This window comes from Pseudomonas sp. LBUM1643 (assembly GCF_059716215.1).
Genome location: NZ_CP166813.1, coordinates 5364825 through 5382813 on the forward strand (window position 1 = coordinate 5364825; position 17989 = coordinate 5382813).

General features: G+C 59.9%; 16 protein-coding genes. All 16 read right to left on the reverse strand.

Annotated elements, in window-relative coordinates; translation table 11 throughout:
• Positions 1–83: 83 nt before the first annotated feature.
• Positions 84–995 carry a UDP-3-O-acyl-N-acetylglucosamine deacetylase gene (gene lpxC / locus ACA063_RS24150; RefSeq protein ID WP_008060300.1) on the reverse strand — a complete coding sequence of 304 codons (912 nt, stop codon included), beginning with the start codon at positions 993–995 and terminating at the stop codon, positions 84–86.
• A 112-nt stretch (positions 996–1107) separates the two neighbouring features.
• A complete protein-coding gene (gene ftsZ, locus ACA063_RS24155) occupies positions 1108–2301 on the reverse strand; it encodes a cell division protein FtsZ (protein WP_162437241.1) in 1194 nt (397 codons plus the stop codon).
• A 78-nt stretch (positions 2302–2379) separates the two neighbouring features.
• Entirely contained in the window at positions 2380–3639 is a 1260-nt protein-coding gene (gene ftsA / locus ACA063_RS24160) for a cell division protein FtsA (RefSeq protein ID WP_059406214.1), read from the reverse strand.
• A 15-nt stretch (positions 3640–3654) separates the two neighbouring features.
• On the reverse strand, positions 3655–4524 hold the full coding sequence (locus tag ACA063_RS24165; protein WP_162437240.1) for a cell division protein FtsQ/DivIB: 870 nt from the start codon (positions 4522–4524) through the stop codon (positions 3655–3657).
• 4 nt (positions 4525–4528) lie between these two features.
• Positions 4529–5485 carry a D-alanine--D-alanine ligase gene (locus tag ACA063_RS24170; RefSeq protein ID WP_497663655.1) on the reverse strand — a complete coding sequence of 319 codons (957 nt, stop codon included), beginning with the start codon at positions 5483–5485 and terminating at the stop codon, positions 4529–4531.
• Positions 5482–6942: a UDP-N-acetylmuramate--L-alanine ligase gene (gene murC / locus ACA063_RS24175; protein ID WP_497663656.1), complete on the reverse strand. Its 1461-nt coding sequence runs from the start codon at positions 6940–6942 to the stop codon at positions 5482–5484. The genes ACA063_RS24170 and murC overlap by 4 nt, the downstream gene beginning before the upstream one ends.
• Positions 6935–8005 (reverse strand): undecaprenyldiphospho-muramoylpentapeptide beta-N-acetylglucosaminyltransferase, encoded by a 1071-nt coding sequence (murG, locus tag ACA063_RS24180; protein ID WP_497663657.1) that lies wholly within the window; start codon positions 8003–8005, stop codon positions 6935–6937. Before murG ends, murC begins: the two co-directional genes overlap by 8 nt.
• Positions 7995–9212, reverse strand: a complete 1218-nt coding sequence (ftsW, locus tag ACA063_RS24185; protein WP_490146400.1) for a putative lipid II flippase FtsW — start codon at positions 9210–9212, stop codon at positions 7995–7997. The genes murG and ftsW overlap by 11 nt, the downstream gene beginning before the upstream one ends.
• Positions 9209–10555 carry a UDP-N-acetylmuramoyl-L-alanine--D-glutamate ligase gene (murD, locus tag ACA063_RS24190; protein WP_497663658.1) on the reverse strand — a complete coding sequence of 449 codons (1347 nt, stop codon included), beginning with the start codon at positions 10553–10555 and terminating at the stop codon, positions 9209–9211. The genes ftsW and murD overlap by 4 nt, the downstream gene beginning before the upstream one ends.
• Before the next feature lie 5 nt (positions 10556–10560).
• Positions 10561–11643: a phospho-N-acetylmuramoyl-pentapeptide-transferase gene (gene mraY, locus ACA063_RS24195; RefSeq protein ID WP_162437234.1), complete on the reverse strand. Its 1083-nt coding sequence runs from the start codon at positions 11641–11643 to the stop codon at positions 10561–10563.
• Entirely contained in the window at positions 11643–13010 is a 1368-nt protein-coding gene (locus tag ACA063_RS24200; protein WP_497663659.1) for a UDP-N-acetylmuramoyl-tripeptide--D-alanyl-D-alanine ligase, read from the reverse strand. The genes mraY and ACA063_RS24200 overlap by 1 nt, the downstream gene beginning before the upstream one ends.
• Positions 13003–14466, reverse strand: a complete 1464-nt coding sequence (locus tag ACA063_RS24205) for a UDP-N-acetylmuramoyl-L-alanyl-D-glutamate--2,6-diaminopimelate ligase (protein WP_194692699.1) — start codon at positions 14464–14466, stop codon at positions 13003–13005. Before ACA063_RS24205 ends, ACA063_RS24200 begins: the two co-directional genes overlap by 8 nt.
• A complete protein-coding gene (locus tag ACA063_RS24210) occupies positions 14466–16205 on the reverse strand; it encodes a peptidoglycan D,D-transpeptidase FtsI family protein (protein WP_178114290.1) in 1740 nt (579 codons plus the stop codon). Before ACA063_RS24210 ends, ACA063_RS24205 begins: the two co-directional genes overlap by 1 nt.
• The gene (gene ftsL, locus ACA063_RS24215) at positions 16205–16498 is read right to left on the reverse strand and encodes a cell division protein FtsL (RefSeq protein ID WP_110964807.1); all 294 of its coding nucleotides are present in this window, start codon (positions 16496–16498) and stop codon (positions 16205–16207) included. The genes ACA063_RS24210 and ftsL overlap by 1 nt, the downstream gene beginning before the upstream one ends.
• Entirely contained in the window at positions 16495–17442 is a 948-nt protein-coding gene (gene rsmH, locus ACA063_RS24220; protein WP_497663660.1) for a 16S rRNA (cytosine(1402)-N(4))-methyltransferase RsmH, read from the reverse strand. The genes ftsL and rsmH overlap by 4 nt, the downstream gene beginning before the upstream one ends.
• Complete coding sequence (mraZ, locus tag ACA063_RS24225) at positions 17439–17894, reverse strand: division/cell wall cluster transcriptional repressor MraZ (protein WP_008147486.1); 456 nt, start codon at positions 17892–17894, stop codon at positions 17439–17441. The genes rsmH and mraZ overlap by 4 nt, the downstream gene beginning before the upstream one ends.
• Between the last annotated feature and the right edge of the window lie 95 nt (positions 17895–17989).

Genomic DNA, 17989 nt, shown 5'->3' on the forward strand with positions numbered 1-17989 from the left:
CGCTACAAGCACCGCTTCACTTTTGCACGAACATAAAAAAAGGCCACCCGAAGGCAGCCTTTAAAAACTAGAGAGGTTTTTACTTACACGGCCGCAACTGGACGCATGTAAGAGATCGGTGCTGTGCTGGCGTCTTCGAAAGTCACGACCTCCCAAGCATCTGTCTGCTCAATCAACTTGCGCAGCAGCTGGTTGTTCAATGCATGTCCGGACTTGAAGCCCTTGAACTCACCAATCAGGCTATTGCCCAGCAGGTAGAGATCACCAATAGCATCGAGGATTTTGTGCTTCACGAATTCGTCTTCATAGCGAAGGCCGTCTTCGTTCAGTACACCATCCGCGTCGACCACAATAGCGTTTTCAACGCTGCCGCCGAGTGCGAGGTTGTGCTTGCGCAGGTACTCGATGTCACTCATGAAACCAAAGGTACGGGCGCGGCTGACTTCTTTTACGAACGAAGTACTGGAAAAATCCACGCTTGCACTTTGTGTGCGGTCACGGAAAACCGGGTGATCAAAATCGATCTCGAAGCTCACTTTGAAACCTTCGAAAGGGACGAAAGTGGCGCGCTTGTCGCCGTCTTCCACTGTCACTTCCCGCAGGATCCGGATGAACTTCTTGGCAGCGTCCTGTTCTTCCAGGCCAGCCGACTGAATCAGAAATACGAAGGGTCCAGCGCTACCATCCATGATTGGTACTTCGGACGCGGAGAGCTCGACGTAGGCGTTATCGATGCCCAGGCCAGCCATGGCCGAGAGCAAGTGCTCCACCGTGTCCACTTTGACGTCACCGTTAACCAGTGTGGTCGACATAGTGGTTTCGCCAACATTTTCTGCGCGAGCAGGTATCTGCACCACAGGATCGAGGTCAGCACGACAAAACACAATGCCGGTGTCGATAGGCGCGGGCTTGAGGGTCAGGTATACCTTCTCCCCGGAGTGCAGGCCTACACCTGTGGCACGGATAATATTTTTCAGTGTGCGTTGTTTAATCATGGCTTGGGCCGCTTCAGCGCAAATTGCGAACTGGTATCAACAAAGGCTGGCGATAATAGCAGACCAGACCTTTGCTGAACACCAATCACCTTCATAGCCCTGATACATTCCATCAATCGGCCTGACGACGCAGGAAAGCCGGGATGTCCAGGTAGTCCAGGTCATCTTGCGGATTCATCTTCGCGGCAGTCGCAGCACCGGCCTGAGCCTGGTTGCGCATAACGGTCGGACGGTCCAGATCACGGTAGTTCACAGCAGGTGCGTCCTGACGAGCGGGCGCCTGTTGTTGAGGCTGGGAAGCCATGGAAGTGTGAACGGTATTGTCGATAATCTTTACAGGTTTCTCGATTTTAGCGCCCAGACCAGTGGCAACCACGGTCACGTGCAACTCGTCACGCATGTCCGGATCGATAACGGTACCGACCTTGACCATCGCGTGTTCGGAAGCGAAGGCTTCGATGATGCTACCCACGTCGGAGTACTCACCCAGGGACAGGTCAGGACCGGCGGTGATGTTCACCAGGATGCCACGTGCGCCTTGCAGGTTCACGTCTTCCAGCAGCGGGTTGCGAATGGCCGCTTCGGTGGCCTCGCGTGCACGGTTCGGACCGCTGGCGCAGCCAGTGCCCATCATCGCCATGCCCATTTCGCTCATCACGGTACGTACGTCGGCAAAGTCGACGTTGATCATGCCCGGACGCTTGATGATGTCGGAGATACCGCGAACGGCACCGGCCAGTACATCGTCTGCCTTGGCGAACGCCGACAGCAGGCTGGCGTCCTTACCGAGGATGGTCAGCAGCTTCTCGTTGGGAATAGTGATCAACGAGTCGACGCTTTCAGACAGCAGACGGATACCTTCGTCGGCGATCTGCATACGCTTGCGGCCTTCGAACGGGAACGGACGCGTCACCACCGCAACGGTGAGAATGCCCATTTCCTTGGCCACTTCAGCAATGATTGGCGCAGCACCGGTACCGGTACCACCGCCCATGCCAGTGGTGATGAACACCATATTGGTGCCCTGCAGGACTTCGGCAATGCGCTCACGGTCTTCGAGAGCGGCCTGACGACCTACTTCAGGGTTGGCACCAGCGCCAAGACCTTTGGTCACGCCGGTACCCAGTTGCAGGATGGTCCGCGCGCCGATGCTTTTCAGCGCCTGGGCATCAGTGTTGGCGCAGATGAATTCAACGCCTTCAATGTTGCTCTTGACCATGTGGTTGACAGCGTTGCCGCCGCCTCCGCCAACACCGATAACTTTGATGACCGGGCTTGCGGGGATGTTGTCTACGAGTTCGAACATTTTCCCTCTCCTTTACATTCTCTAGTTTTTTCGCCTACTGCTTTTGTTGCCGTGCTGCATGTCGCTTGAAACTGATGCTTAGAAGTTGCCTTGTACCCAGCTCTTGATGCGATCGAGCAAAGCGGGTTTCGGCTCTTCATTGCTGTAACTGTCGCGGCTGCTGATGCCCGAGAACGAAATCCCGTCGGACTGCTTTTGCAGGCCGTACATCAACAGGCCAACGCCTGTGGAGTAAATCGGGTTGCGGACCACGTCATCGAGGCCCTTCACGCCATGGGGCACGCCCAGGCGTACCGGCATGTGGAAAATTTCTTCGGCCAGTTCGACCGCGCCTTCCATTTTCGACGTACCACCGGTCAGCACGATGCCGGCCGGAATCAGGTCTTCGTAGCCGCTGCGACGCAGCTCGGCCTGGATCAGCGTGAACAGCTCGTCGTAACGCGGCTCGACCACTTCGGCCAGGGCCTGACGGGACAGTTCGCGCGGTGGACGGTCGCCAACGCTTGGCACCTTGATGGTTTCACCGGCACCGGCCAGTTTGGCCAGGGCGCAGGCATAGCGAATCTTGATTTCTTCGGCGTACTGGGTCGGGGTACGCAACGCCATGGCGATGTCGTTGGTGACCTGGTCGCCCGCAATCGGGATCACCGCCGTGTGACGGATCGCGCCTTCGGTGAAGATCGCGATATCGGTGGTGCCGCCACCGATGTCCACCAGGCAAACGCCCAGCTCTTTCTCGTCATCGGTCAGTACCGAATACGCGGAAGCCAGTTGCTCGAGAATGATGTCGTCGATTTCCAGACCGCAACGACGCACGCATTTTTCAATGTTCTGTGCAGCGTTGACCGCGCAGGTCACAACGTGGACCTTGGCTTCCAGACGTACGCCGGACATGCCCAGTGGCTCACGCACGCCTTCCTGGTTATCGATCACGTAATCCTGCGGCAGGGTATGCAGTACGCGCTGGTCAGCCGGGATCGCTACGGCCTGGGCGGCGTCGAGGACGCGCTCAAGGTCGGCGGAGCTGACTTCGCGATCGCGGATCGCAACGATGCCGTGGGAGTTCAGGCTGCGGATGTGATTGCCTGCAACACCGACGAACGCCGAGTGAATTCGGCAACCGGCCATCAGCTGCGCTTCTTCGATTGCGCGCTGGATCGATTGCACGGTGGACTCGATGTTCACCACCACGCCTTTTTTCAGGCCACGGGAAGGGTGGGTACCGATCCCGACGATTTCCAGCGTGCCGTCGTCCGAGACCTCGCCGACCAGCGCCACCACTTTGGAGGTGCCGATATCGAGACCGACGATCATTTTCCCGCTTTGCACGTTTGCCATGGGTCCTGCCTCTTCTTAATTCTTCGCGACAGCGGGTTGGGCTGCCGTGGGCGCTACAGGTTCCCGCCAGCCAACAGCGAGGCCGTTGGCGTAGCGCAGATCGATGCGCGCAATGTTCGTAATCTGTTCTTTAAGCGTCTTGTCGTAGATGGCAATGAAGCGGCGCATCTTTTCCAGCAGGTTGCCGCGTCCCAGCAACAGTTCGATTCCCGGGCCCGCGCTGCCAGCGCCAGTGGTCAGGAACCAGCTGCCCCGGTCACGCAACTCCAGGCGAGCAATCGAGAAGCCCAAAGGCCGGAGCATCTGGCTCAGTACCTGGTATTGCTGCATCACTTGCTGTTGCGCCCGTTGTGGGCCGAACAGCTGTGGCAAGTGTTCGTAATTGGCCAGCTCACGCGGGGTAAATGCCTGCCCCTGGTTGTTCAACAACGACTCATCGCCCCAACGAGCCACCGGCAGTTGTTCTTCCAGGCGGATCACGACCTGGTCCGGCCACACCCTGCGCACTTCGGCATGGGCAATCCATGGCATCTGTTCCAGCTCGGTCCGCATGCTGGCCAGGTCGATGGTGAAGAAACTCGCCGCCACGTAAGGGGCGATCCGTTGCTGCACCGCTTGCTGGCTGATGTAACTCAAGTCGCCCTGTACGGCGATCTTGGTGATCGGTCTATCCGCGTACGGCAGCAACCGCTGTGCGCCTTCGTAGGTACCAAAGCCCAGCGCGACCAGCAGCACCGGCCAGAACAACGCTTTGAGAAAGCCAAAGTTGGCTTTCGGCAGGCGCGCAGACATCGGCTCTTTAGCCACCATTCGGCTGGCACCCCGCGGCACCGGCTTGCGGCCGGGCGGTGCGGGAGGCTGATGTCTAAGCTGTGCGCCTTGCATGGTCTTACCCTCGCGGCTCAATGCTTGCGGCCAGAATGGCCAGAACCAACTGCTGGAAATCCAGACCGGCAGCACGGGCCGCCATCGGCACCAGGCTGTGATCGGTCATACCGGGAGCGGTGTTGACTTCCAGGAACCAGAACTGCCCGTCGGCGTCCTGCATCACGTCTGCCCTGCCCCAACCGGCGATACCCAGCGCCTCACAGGCTTTCGCCGTGAGGTCCATCAATTCTTTTTCCTTGTCGACGTCGAGACCGCACGGAATCCGGTACTGCGTATCGGAAGCCACGTACTTGGCGTCGTAGTCGTAGAAACTGTGCGTCGTGCCCAGGGCAATCACAGGTAACACCTGGTCACGCAGGGTGGCGATGGTGAACTCCGGACCTTGAATCCATTGCTCGACCAACACTTGCGAATCGTAGGTACTGGCCGCTTTCCAGGCGTCGATCAACTCAGACGCGGAAGTCACTTTGGCCATGCCGATACTTGAACCTTCATGGGCCGGTTTGACGATCAAAGGGAAGCCCAGTTCCGTCGCTGCAGAAATACAATCGGCCTCGCAACCCAGTACCGCATGACGCGGCGTAGGAATACCCAGACTGTGCCAGACCTGTTTGGTCCGCAACTTGTCCATGGCCAGCGCCGACGCAAGGATGCCGCTGCCGGTGTAGGGAATACCCAGGCATTCCAGCAGGCCCTGCATGCTGCCGTCTTCACCGCCACGACCGTGAAGGATGATGAAGGCGCGATCGATTTTTTCGTTCAGCAGACGCTGCAGCAGATCATCGCCGACGTCGAGACCGAACGCGTCCACACCCGCGCTTTGCAGCGCCTCGAGAACGGCGTTGCCCGACTTCAGGGAGACCTCACGCTCGGCACTCTTGCCGCCAAAAAGCACGGCAACGCGGCCGAAGTCTTTCGGCGCGACAGTGGAGACGAGGTTGGCGTATGCAGCGGTCATTTCAACTTCCCCACGCTCGGTGCGGCAACGGCACCCGCGAACAATGGACTCTTCAACAGTTTCGGTGCGAGACCACCGATATCACCGGCGCCCTGGCACAGCAGGATGTCGCCGGCACGCAGCAGCGGCTTGACCACTGGCGCAAGATCGACGCCACGCTCGATGTAGATCGGGTCGAGCTGGCCGCGTTGACGGATGCTGTTGCACAGCTTGCGGCTGTCTGCGCCCGGGATAGGCTCTTCACCGGCCGGGTAGACTTCCATCAGCAGCAGAACGTTGGCTTCGGCCAGTACATTGACGAAATCGTCGTACAGGTCGCGGGTGCGGCTGTAGCGGTGCGGCTGGTAGACCATCACCAGACGGCGCTCCGGCCATCCACCGCGCACGGCCTTGATCACCGCGGCGACCTCGGTCGGGTGGTGACCGTAGTCATCGACCAGCATCACGTTGCCGCCTTCGACCGGCAGTTCGCCGTAGACCTGGAAGCGTCGGCCAACACCCTGGAACCCGGACAGACCCTGGACGATGGCTTCATCGCTGACGCCCTCATCGGTGGCGATGCAGATGGTCGCCAGTGAGTTCAATACGTTGTGGTTGCCCGGCATGTTCACCGAAACGTCCAGCGGATCACGATCCGGGCGCAGTACGGTGAAGAAGGTTTGCATGCCCTGCTGACGCACATTGATCGCACGCACGTCGCAATCGTCGCCGAAGCCATAGGTCACGGTCGGACGCTTGACCAGAGGCAGGATTTCACGCACCACCGGATCGTCCAGGCACACCACTGCCAGACCGTAGAACGGCAGGTTGTGGAGAAACTCGACGAAGGTTTTCTTCAGTTTGTTGAAGTCACCGTCGTAGGTCGCCATGTGATCGGCGTCGATGTTGGTGACCACGGCAACCAGCGGCTGCAAGTGCAGGAAACTGGCGTCGCTTTCGTCGGCTTCGGCGATCAGGTAACGGCTGGTGCCAAGCTGGGCATTGGTACCCGCTGCATTCAGTCGGCCACCGATCACGAATGTCGGGTCCAGGCCGCCGGCTGCGAACACCGAGGCGATCAGGCTGGTCGTCGTGGTTTTACCATGGGTACCGGCGACGGCAATGCCGTGGCGATAGCGCATCAGCTCCGCCAGCATTTCGGCGCGCGGTACCACGGGAATACGACGCTCCAGGGCAGTGGCAACTTCCGGGTTGGAGGTGTTCACGGCACTCGAGGTGACCAGTACATCTGCAGTCGCTGCGTTCTCGGCACGGTGGCCGATATAGATGTGCGCACCAAAGGATTCGAGACGTTCGGTGACCGGCGAGGCTTTCAGGTCGGAACCGGACACTTCGTAGCCCAGGTTCAACAACACTTCAGCGATACCGCACATGCCCACACCGCCGATACCGACGAAGTGGATACGACGGATACGGCGCATTTCCGGTTGCGGCATGGCTTTCTGATTCTCAACCATGGGCCACCTCCAGGCAGGTATCGACAACGTTACGGGTAGCGTCGGGTTTGGCCAGTCGGCGTGCGGCAAGAGCCATGTCGGTGAGTCGTTGTGGTTGCATCAGGACCTCTGTCAGGCGCGCGGCAAGATCCGCTGCGCCGGTCGTTCTTTGTGGCATCAGGAAGGCAGCGCCTTCACGGGCCAAATAGTCGGCGTTGCGGGTCTGGTGATCGTCGATTGCATGGGGCAGAGGCACCAGCATCGAGGGCAGACCGGCGGCGGCCAGTTCACTGATGGTCAGCGCGCCTGCGCGGCACACCACCAGGTCGGCCCAGCCATAGGCTTGGGCCATGTCTTTGATGAAAGGCTGCACTTGCGCCTCGACGCCAGCCGCGCGATAGCGCTCTGCAGTCACTTCATCGTGGTTTTTGCCGGCCTGATGAAACACTTCCGGGCGCAGGTCAGCGACAACTTGCGACAGGGCTTCAGGCAACAATTTGTTCAACGGTTCTGCGCCCAGGCTTCCACCCAGGATCAGCAAACGCGCCTTGCGACCGGCCAGGGCCTGTCGCGGTGTTTCGAGGAACAGCTCGGTACGCACCGGGTTACCGGTGGTGCGGCGGCTGTCCGACAGGGTAAAGGTGTCGGGGAATGCTTCACAGACTCGGGCGGCCAACGGCACCAGCAACCGATTGGCGGTACCGGCCACGGCGTTCTGTTCGTGAACGATCACCGGAACGCCAGCCAGTTTGGCGGCAACGCCACCCGGGCCGGTCACATATCCACCGAAGCCAACAACGCAGACCGGCTGCAGCTGACGAATGATCGCCCGTGCCTGCCATACCGATTTGAGCAACATGAACGGTGCCTTGAGCAGGGACAATTTGCCCTTGCCCCGCAGCCCACTGGCATTGATCCGGTGCAGCTCGATACCAGCCAAAGGCACGAGCTCATTCTCGATACCGCGCGGAGTGCCGAGCCAATGCACGGTGTAACCGCGGGCCTGGAATTCGCGCGCACACGCCAGTGCCGGGAACACGTGGCCGCCGGTGCCGCCTGCCATGATCAGCACGTTAGCGCCCATGGGTCGGCTCCTCGGCGAAGTCACTTTCCTGGAACTCCATCTCTTCGCTGCCCAGGTGGGTTCGACTCTCCCACTCGATACGCAGCAACAAGCCAAGACAGGCACAGCAAATCACCAACGAACTACCGCCATAGCTGAGGAACGGGAGTGTCAGGCCTTTGGTTGGCAACAGACCGACGTTCACCCCGATGTTGATCAGGAACTGACCAATCCACAGGAACGACAAGCCATAGGCGATGTAAGCCGCGAAGAATTGCTTGGCTTTCTCGGCCCAGTAGCCGATGTACATGCCACGAATACAGACGAAGGTGAACAGCGCAACAGTGAACAAGGAACCCACGGCGCCCAGCTCTTCTGCCAAAACCGAGAACACGAAGTCTGTGTGGGCTTCCGGCAGGTAGAACTGCTTCTGCACGCTATTACCCAGGCCAACACCCAGCCACTCGCCACGACCGAAAGCGATCAATGCCTGGGACAGCTGATAACCCGCACCGAACTGGTCAGCCCATGGATCCGCGAAGTTGGTCAGACGCGCCATCCGATAGGGCTGAACTTGAATCAGCAACACCACCGCCGCGACGGCGAGAACCACCATCAGAGAGAACCGGAACAACCCGACCCCACCGAGAAACAGCATCGCTGCGGCAGCGCCCATCATCACGACGGTGGCACCGAAGTCCGGCTCCATCAGTAGCAGACCGGCCATTGGCAGCAGCACGATGAACGGCTTGAAGAAGCCCATCCAGCTTTCACGCACTTCTTTCTGGCGACGCACCAGGTAACCGGCGAGGTAAATCACCACGAACACCTTGGCGATCTCGGAAGGCTGAACGTTGAAGAAACTGAAGCCGATCCAGCGCATCGAACCGTTCACTTCACGGCCGATGCCCGGGATGATCACCATCACCAGCAAGCCGAACGCACCGATCAGCATCAGCCAGCCGAGGCGCTGCCAGGTAGCGATCGGGATCATCATGGTGACGATGCAGGCACCCAGGCCCAACACCACATAAATCAGGTGGCGGATCATGTAATACAGAGCACTGCCGGACTGCACAGCCGCCACTTCGGTGGACGCAGATGCAATCATGACCAGACCCAGGCCGAGCAATGCCAGGCAACCGGCGAGCATCGGGAAATCGAGGTCGATACCGCGCCCGGTGATGATCGGCGACGGGTAAGGCTTGATGATATTTTTCAGACTCATGCCAAGTCCTCCACGGCGCGGGCGAACAACGTTCCGCGCTCTTCGTAGTTCTTGAACATGTCGAAACTGGCGCAGGCGGGCGACAGCAGCACCGCATCACCCGGCTCGGCGATGGCGCGGCATTGCTCCACTGCTTCGTTCAGCGAGCTGACGCGAATCAATGGCACGGCATCGCCGATGGCCTGGCCGATCAGGTCGGAGTCGCGGCCCATCAACACCACGGCGCGGCAGTTGACTGCCACCGGATCACGCAGGTCCTTGAAGTCGGCACCCTTGCCGTCGCCACCGGCGATCAACACGAGTTTGCCGTCGATGTCCGCGCCCAGCCCTTCGATGGCGGCCAACGCGGCTCCGACGTTGGTGGCTTTGGAATCGTTGTAGTAGCTCACGCCATTCAAGTCGCGAACCCACTGGCAGCGGTGTTCAAGGCCAGCAAAGGTGCGCAGGCTCGAAAGCATGGCGTCGAACGGCAGGCCGACCGCATGCCCCAGCGCCAAGGCCGCGAGGGCGTTGGACTGGTTATGGGCGCCACGGATTTTCAATTCACGCACGGGCATCAGGTTCTGGAATTCGAAGGCAAGGTACTTCTCGCCCTCTTCTTCGCGGATACCGAAGGCCTTGAAATCAGGCTTGGTCAAACCGAAGGTCCAGCAAGGCTGGCCCTCACCCATCAGTGGGCGGCTCAGGGCGTCCTGGCGGTTGACCACGAACTGTTTGGCACCCCGGAAGATCCGGTGCTTGGCCAAGTGGTAGGCCGGCAGGCCGCTGTAGCGGTCCATGTGGTCTTCACTGACGTTGAGCACGGTCGCCACTTCGGCGCCGAGGTTATCAGTGGTCTCAAGCTGGAAGCTCGACAGTTCCATCACGTACAGCTCGACGTCGTCGCTGAGCAAATCCAGCGCTGGCGTGCCGAGGTTGCCGCCGACGGCAACACGCTTACCGGCCGCAGCCGCCATCTCGCCGACCAGCGTGGTGACGGTGCTTTTGGCGTTGGAACCGCTGATGGCAACGATCGGCGCCTTCGCGTGACGCGCGAACAGCTCGATGTCGCCGGACAATTTCACGCCACGGGCGGCGGCAGCCTGCAGGGCCGGGGTCGCCAGCGCCAGGCCGGGGCTCACGTAGAGCTCGTCGGCACGGCACAGGAATTCGACGTCCAGCTCGCCACAACGCACTTCCACGTGCGGATAGTCACGCTTGAGCGTGGCCAGTTCCGGTGGATTTTCCCGCGTGTCGGCGACAGCAAACGACGTGCCCCGGTTCGCCAGGAAGCGAACCAGGGACATGCCGCTCTTGCCGAGGCCGACAACGATGCGGAAGTGGTCAGAAGCGATCAGAGACACTCGTTCTACCTCAGCTTCAGGGTGGCAAGGCCGACCAGTACCAGAATCACGGTGATGATCCAGAAACGGACGATCACGCGTGGCTCGGGCCAGCCCTTGAGTTCAAAATGGTGGTGAATCGGTGCCATGCGGAATACGCGGCGCCCGGTCAGCTTGAAAGAGGCAACCTGAATGACCACCGACAGGGTTTCCATCACGAACACGCCGCCCATGATGAACAGGACGATTTCCTGACGGACGATCACTGCGATGGTGCCCAGGGCCGCGCCCAGCGCCAGTGCGCCAACGTCGCCCATGAAGACTTGCGCCGGGTAGGTGTTGAACCAGAGAAATCCGAGACCCGCACCGATCAACGCGCCGCAGAACACGATCAACTCACCCGCGCCCGGGACGTAAGGGATGAGCAGGTACTCCGCGAACTTCACGTTACCGGACAGGTAGCAGAAGATCCCCAAACCACCGCCAACCATCACGGTCGGCATGATCGCCAGGCCGTCGAGGCCATCAGTCAGGTTGACCGCGTTGCTCGAGCCAACGATCACGAAATAGGTCAGGACGATAAAGCCCGCGCCCAGGGGAATGCTGTAGTCCTTGAGCATCGGCAGGATCAGCGTGGTTTCCACCGGCGTGCTGGCGGTCATATAAAGGAAGATCGCCGCGCCCAGGCCGAACACCGATTGCCAGAAGTATTTCCAGCGACTTGGCAGACCACGAGAATTCTTTTCGATCACCTTGCGGTAGTCATCGACCCAGCCAATCGCACCAAACAGCAAGGTGACCAGCAGCACGGTCCAGACATAGCGGTTGCTGAGGTCGGCCCAGAGCAAGGTGCTGACGCCGATGGACGACAGGATCAGCGCGCCGCCCATGGTCGGGGTGCCTGATTTGGACAGATGCGATTGCGGACCGTCGTTGCGAACGGATTGACCGATCTGACGCTTCTGCAAAGTACGGATCATCCACGGGCCATAGCACAGCGACAAAACCAGCGCGGTCAGCACACCGAGAATCCCGCGCAGGGTCAGGTACTGGAAGACCGCGAAGCCTTTGTAGAACTGTTGCATGTACTCCGCTAGCAGCAGCAGCATTAATGTTTCTCCAGACTGGACCCGCACAAAGCGGCGACGACGTTTTCCATCGCAGCGCTGCGCGAACCCTTGATCAAAATGGTGGTGTTTGTGTCTTGCTCGGCGTCCAGGGCCTTGATCAACTCAGCCTGAGTGGCGAAGTGATAAGCCTGTTCACCGAAAGCGTTTACGGCGTGAACCATCATGGATCCGACGGCGTAAAGCGCGGAAACCTTGCCACGGGCGTACTCGCCCACGTCGCGGTGCCCCTGCTCTGCCCAATCGCCCAACTCGCCGATATCCCCGAGCACCAGGACGGTGCGGCCGGAAAAGCCGGCGAGTATATCAACGGCGGCGCACATTGAGGTGGGGTTCGCGTTGTAGGTGTCATCGATGACGCGCATGCCGTTGCTGGCCAGTTGCGCAACGGTGCGCCCCTTGACCGGCTGCACTGCGCCAAGCCCGGTGGCGATGCCGAACAACGAAACACCCAGCGCATGGGCGGCAGCTGCGGCGGCCATCGCATTGGCAACGTTATGAGTGCCGAGCAGGTTCAATTGAACGCGCTCCACACCTTCAGGACTGTGCAGATTGAACGCAGGGCAACCGCGAGTATCGCGATCCAGATCGCTGGCGTAGAAATCGGCGCTGAGGTTACTCAAGGCGAACGTCAGCACTTTGCGACCGGCTGCACGGGTCTTCCAGATACCGAACGCCTTGTCATCAAGATTAAGAACGGCGACGCCATCGGCGTCCAGCCCTTCAATGATCTCGCCCTTGGCTTCAACGATTTTTTCCGGCCCGCCGAACTCGCCAACGTGGGCGGTCCCGGCGTTGTTGAGAATGGCCACATGAGGCTTGGTCATGGCGACGGTGTAGGCGATTTCACCAAGTCGCGAAGCACCCAGCTCGATCACTGCAGCGGTGTGTTCCGGCGCGAGTTCAAGCAGGGTCAGCGGAACGCCGAGGTCGTTGTTCAGGTTGCCACGGGTCGCCAGTACCGGACCCCGCGTGCGCAGGATGCTCGCAAGCATTTCCTTGACAGTGGTCTTGCCGCTGGAACCGGTGATTGCTGCAACCTGATGCGTGAAGCCGGCACGGTTCATCGCACCCAATTGGCCAAGCGCCTGGCGCGTATCCTTCACCAGCAATTGCGCAAGCGTGCTGTCAGTAACTTCGCGCTCGACCAGGGCTGCAACGGCGCCTTTTGCGGCGACGTCGTTCAAGTAGTCATGACCATCGAAACGCGGGCCGGTCAAGGCGATAAACAGTTGGCCTGGCTGGATCGCACGACTGTCAATGCTGACACCGTTGAAAGTGGCATCAGTATTCACCAGACGGGCGTTCAGCGCGCCGGTCAGTTCGCTCAGTGTCAGGGCTTTAAGCATGAGCCACCTCCCACGCGGTCAGGGCATGATCAGCCTCGACCAGATCAGAGAAAGCGTGGCGCTCGCCGTTGATTTCCTGATAGTCCTCGTGACCTTTTCCGGCCAGGACAATCACATCATCCGCCGACGCACCGGCGATAAGCTGAGCAATCGCCTGGCCACGGCCGGCAACGAATGTGACGTTATCCACAGCGCTGAAACCGGCGCGGATGTCGTCGAAAATCACCGACGGGTCTTCGGTACGCGGATTGTCATCGGTGACGAGCACACCATCGGCCAGACGCTCGACCACTTCGGCCATCAGCGGACGCTTGCCGCGATCACGATCACCGCCGCAACCGAACAGGCACAGCAGCCGACCTTTGGCGTGTGGACGCAGCGCCGTCAGTACTTTCTCCAGCGCGTCGGGCGTATGGGCGTAATCCACGACCACCAAGGGCTGAGAGCCGCCGCCAAGGCGTTGCATACGACCGGCCGGGCCTTCGAGTTTTGGCAAGACCTTGAGGATTTCGTCCAGCGCGTAATCCAGGCCGAGCAGTGCGCCGACCGCTGCCAGCACGTTGCTCAGGTTGAAACGGCCGAGCAAGGTGCTGCGCAAATGGTGTTCGCCCTGGGGCGTGACCAGCGTGGCGCGTACGCCTTCGTCGTCGAATTGCGCTTCGCGGCAATACAGGTAAGCGCTGGCGTCTTCAAGGCTGTAGGTAATCAGCCGCGACTCGCGTTTTTCTGCAGCCAGTTGGCGGCCGAATTCGTCGTCGAGGTTAACTACGCGGCATTTAAGATCGTTCCAGGCAAACAGCTTGGCCTTGGCTTCGCCGTAGGCCTGCATGGTGCCGTGGTAATCAAGATGGTCCCGGGAAAGATTGGTCATCACCGCCACATCAAACGCCAGCGCAGTGACTCGCCCCTGATCAAGACCGTGGGACGAGACTTCCATGGCGACCGCTTTGGCACCGGCCTTTTTCAGATCGGCAAGGGTCGCCTGGACGGCAATCGGATTCGGCGTGGTGTGCAGGCCGCTTTCGAGCGCACCGTAGAAACCGGTACCCAGTGTGCCGACAATCCCGCAGTGCTGACCGAGCAGGTCCAACGCTTGCGCAACCAATTGCGTCACGCTGGTTTTGCCATTTGTACCGGTCACGCCAACCAGGTTCAGGTGGCGACTCGGATCACCGTAAAAGCGTCCAGCGATGTCCGACAACTGCGCCGCCAGGCCTTTGACCGGAATCAGTGGCACATCAGTGATTGGCAGCACTGTGGCGCCTTCGACTTCATAGGCCACAGCCGCAGCACCGCGCTGCAATGCGTCGGCGATGTGCGCGCGACCGTCGAACTTGCCGCCAGGAACGGCGAGGAACAGATCGCCTGCCCGCACGTTGCGGCTGTCGAGGGTCAGTTCGCGGATCAGAAGATCGCGACCGGCGTGGGCGAAAATCTTGTTCAGACTAAGAGACATCAGCCGCGCCCTCCATTGGCTTTCAGCGGAACGACCGGTGTGGCATTGGCCTGTTGAGTCGGTGGAAGGTTGTCAGGGGTGATGTTCATCAGGCGCAAGGTCCCGGACATCACTTTGCTGAAGACCGGTGCCGAAACCAGACCACCGAAATAACCGGCCTTGGTCGGCTCATCGATCACTACCACGATGGCGTAACGCGGATCGCTCATCGGGCCGAAGCCGGCGAACAGCGAACGGTAGGAATTCTCGGCGTAGCCTTTGGTACCGACCGACGTTTTGCGCGCGGTACCCGATTTGCCAGCCACGTGATAAGCCGGTACCTGTGCACGGAACACGCCGCGCGGAGCTTCGATCACTTGGGTCAGCATGCCCTGCATGGTTTTCGCGACAGCTTCCGGCAACACCTGAGTGGTCTGTGGCGCCTTGTCAGTCTTGATCAGGGTCAGCGGCGCGAGACGACCGTTGTTGGCCAGGGCCGAGAAGGCGTGGACCAACTGGATCGCCGTCACGGAAATGCCGTAGCCGTAAGACAGCGTGGCGGTCTCGGCTTTGCGCCATTCGCGATAGTTCGGCAGGTTGCCGACGCGCTCGCCCGGGAAACCGAGGCCGGTGTCCTGGCCAAGTCCGACTTTTTGGGCGAGACGGAAGATTGTTTCGCCGCCGATATCGAACGCGACCTTACTCATGCCGACGTTACTGGAGTTGATCAGGATGCCTGTCAGGTCGAGTACCGGACCTTCGCTCCTGGAAACGTCCTTGATGGTGTACTTACCAATCTGCAAGGTGCCCGGGTAAACCTCGACGGTATCGCTCGGCTTCCAGCGACCGCTTTCGATCGCAGCGCTCATGGAGATGGCTTTCATGGTCGAACCCGGCTCGAACACGTCGATCATTGCGCGGTTGCGCATCATCGCCGGTTGCAGGTTGCGACGGTTGTTCGGGTTGTAGGTCGGCTGATTGACCATGGCCAGAATCTCGCCGCTCTTCACGTCCATGATCACGAGGCTGCCGGCCTTGGCGCCGTTCTCGATGATCGCGTTACGCAGTTCGCGGTTGGCCAGGTATTGCAGGCGCAGGTCAATGGACAACGCCAAGGGCTTACCGGCCTTGGCGTTTTTGGTGACCTGGACATCCTTGATAAGCCGGCCGCGTCGGTCCTTGATGACCTGGCGTTTGCCAGGGACACCGGCGAGCCATTCGTCGTAGGCCAGCTCGACACCTTCGCGACCGTGGTCATCGATGTCGGTAAAGCCGACCATGTGCGCGGTCACTTCACCGGCAGGGTAGAAACGCCGGAACTCTTCAATGCCATAAACGCCCGGTACTTTAAGGTCGAGCACGGACTGGCCTTGCTCGGGGGTCAGACCGCGCACCAGATAGATGAATTCTTTGTTGGCCTGGGCCTCGAGACGTTCGGTCAAGGCTTTGGGATCCTGGCCCAGCGCGGCTGCGAGTGCCGGCCATTTTTCTTTGGCCTGCTGCATTTCCTTGGCGTTGGCCCACAGAGTCGTGACCGGCGTACTGACGGCCAACGGCTCGCCGTTACGGTCAGTGATCAAACCACGGTGAGCGGGAATCGGAATATGACGAACGCTGCGCGCGTCGCCCTGGCCTTTAAGGAAGGCACGGTCAACCACTTGCAAATCGATAATGCGCCAGGCAATCGCCGCAACCATGACGCTGAGCAAACCCACCACCAGGCGAAACCGCCATGGAAAGAGCGCACCTTCAAGTTTCATCATGGCGCCACCATCTGCACTTCAGCTGCGCCGGGGATGCGCATCTTCAGTTGCTCAGTGGCCAGGACTTCGATACGGCTGTGTGCGGTCCAGGTACTCTGCTCGAGAATCAGACGGCCCCACTCCGCTTGTGCCTTGTCGCGCACGCTCAGTTCGTTGTACAGCGAGTTCAACAGCTGACGGTTCCAGTGGGCGCTGTACGACACGCCGATGGCCGACACGAGCACGCCGAGAAACAGCAGCAGCATGAAAAAGCTTCCGCCTGGCAGTGGCTTGGCGAAAAGCTTGCTCACCGCAGCTTCTCCGCCACGCGCATGACGGCGCTACGGGAACGTGGGTTGGCTTTGAGTTCGGCCTCGGAGGCGGACTGCGCTTTGCCATGGACTTTGATTTTTGGTTCGAAGGCTACGTGCCGAACCGGCAGGTTGCGCGGCAGGTTGTCGGCTTCGCCTTTCACCAGTTTGCGCATGAACAGTTTGACGATCCGGTCTTCCAGCGAGTGGAAGCTGATCACGACCAGGCGGCCGCCGACTTCCAGGCATTCCAGCGCCGCTTCGAGACCGGCTTCCAGGTCGCCCAGTTCGTTATTGACGTGAATTCGCAGGCCCTGGAACGCACGGGTAGCCGGGTTTTTGCCCTTTTCCCATGCCGGGTTGGCGACCTTCAGGACTTCCGCCAGGTCGGCTGTACGCTCGAAGGGTTTGATATCACGCCGCTCGGCGACAGCGCGGGCCATGCGACCGGAAAAACGCTCTTCGCCATATTCCTTGAATACCCGGGCGATTTCTTCGGCCGGCGCGGTGTTGACGAATTCGGCAGCACTGATCCCGCGGGACGGGTCCATGCGCATGTCCAGCGGGCCATCGTTGAGGAAGCTGAAGCCGCGCTCCGGGTCATCAAGCTGTGGCGAAGACACGCCAAGGTCGAGCAGGATACCGCTGACTTTGCCCGCCAGACCGCGATCCGCCACTTCCGAACCCAGCTCGGCAAAGCTGCGCTGCACAACGACAAAGCGGCCGTCTTCGGCCGCTAGCGTTTGCCCGGTGGCAATCGCTTGAGGATCTTTGTCGAACCCGAGCAACCGACCTTCGGGACCGAGCTGGCTGAGGATCAACCGACTGTGTCCGCCGCGACCGAACGTGCCGTCCAGATAGCAACCATCCGGACGTACGGCGAGAGCCTCCACGGCTTCGTCGAGCAGTACGGTGATGTGGTTAAAGCCGCTATCAATAGTCACAGAATTAGATCACGCAGTTCATCAGGCATCGCGCCCGGTTGTTGAATAGCAGCCAGGTCAGCGGCAGAAACCGCATCCCAGGCATCCTCGTCCCACAATTGGAACTTGTTCAGTTGGCCTACCAACATCGCGCGCTTATCCAACTTGGCATATTCACGCAGACGCGGTGGAACCAGAAAACGACCACTGCCATCGAGTTCGAGGTCGACGGCATTACCAATCAGTAAACGTTGCAGGCGGCGGTTCTCTTCGCGAAGCGAAGGCAGTGCGCGCAGTTTGGTTTCAATAATTTCCCACTCATCGAGGGGGTAAACACACAAACACGGATCAACGGCATCGATTGTGACGATTAACTGACCGGAACTTCTCGAAACCAGCTCGTCGCGATACCGGCTCGGCATAGCGAGACGGCCCTTTGCGTCGAGACTGATAGCGTTAGCTCCGCGAAACACGTCAGCGTTTCTCCAAATATTAGCGTTTTTAGCTCAAAAAACCCACTTCATGCCACTTTCCGCCACTTGCGCACACTATAGGAATGCGCCTACCG

Bases quoted from the DNA above. Each gene is read 5' to 3' on its own strand.
- lpxC (WP_008060300.1), bottom strand. From the start codon at position 995: ATGATTAAACAACGCACACTGAAAAATATTATCCGTGCCACAGGTGTA.
- ACA063_RS24170 (WP_497663655.1), bottom strand. From the start codon at position 5,485: ATGACCGCTGCATACGCCAACCTCGTCTCCACTGTCGCGCCGAAAGAC.
- ACA063_RS24210 (WP_178114290.1), bottom strand. From the start codon at position 16,205: ATGAAACTTGAAGGTGCGCTCTTTCCATGGCGGTTTCGCCTGGTGGTG.
- ftsW (WP_490146400.1), bottom strand. From the start codon at position 9,212: ATGAGTCTGAAAAATATCATCAAGCCTTACCCGTCGCCGATCATCACC.
- ftsZ (WP_162437241.1), bottom strand. From the start codon at position 2,301: ATGTTCGAACTCGTAGACAACATCCCCGCAAGCCCGGTCATCAAAGTT.
- murC (WP_497663656.1), bottom strand. From the start codon at position 6,942: ATGGTTGAGAATCAGAAAGCCATGCCGCAACCGGAAATGCGCCGTATC.
- ftsA (WP_059406214.1), bottom strand. From the start codon at position 3,639: ATGGCAAACGTGCAAAGCGGGAAAATGATCGTCGGTCTCGATATCGGC.
- mraY (WP_162437234.1), bottom strand. From the start codon at position 11,643: ATGCTGCTGCTGCTAGCGGAGTACATGCAACAGTTCTACAAAGGCTTC.
- ACA063_RS24205 (WP_194692699.1), bottom strand. From the start codon at position 14,466: ATGTCTCTTAGTCTGAACAAGATTTTCGCCCACGCCGGTCGCGATCTT.
- ACA063_RS24165 (WP_162437240.1), bottom strand. From the start codon at position 4,524: ATGCAAGGCGCACAGCTTAGACATCAGCCTCCCGCACCGCCCGGCCGC.
- ACA063_RS24200 (WP_497663659.1), bottom strand. From the start codon at position 13,010: ATGCTTAAAGCCCTGACACTGAGCGAACTGACCGGCGCGCTGAACGCC.
- murG (WP_497663657.1), bottom strand. From the start codon at position 8,005: ATGGGCGCTAACGTGCTGATCATGGCAGGCGGCACCGGCGGCCACGTG.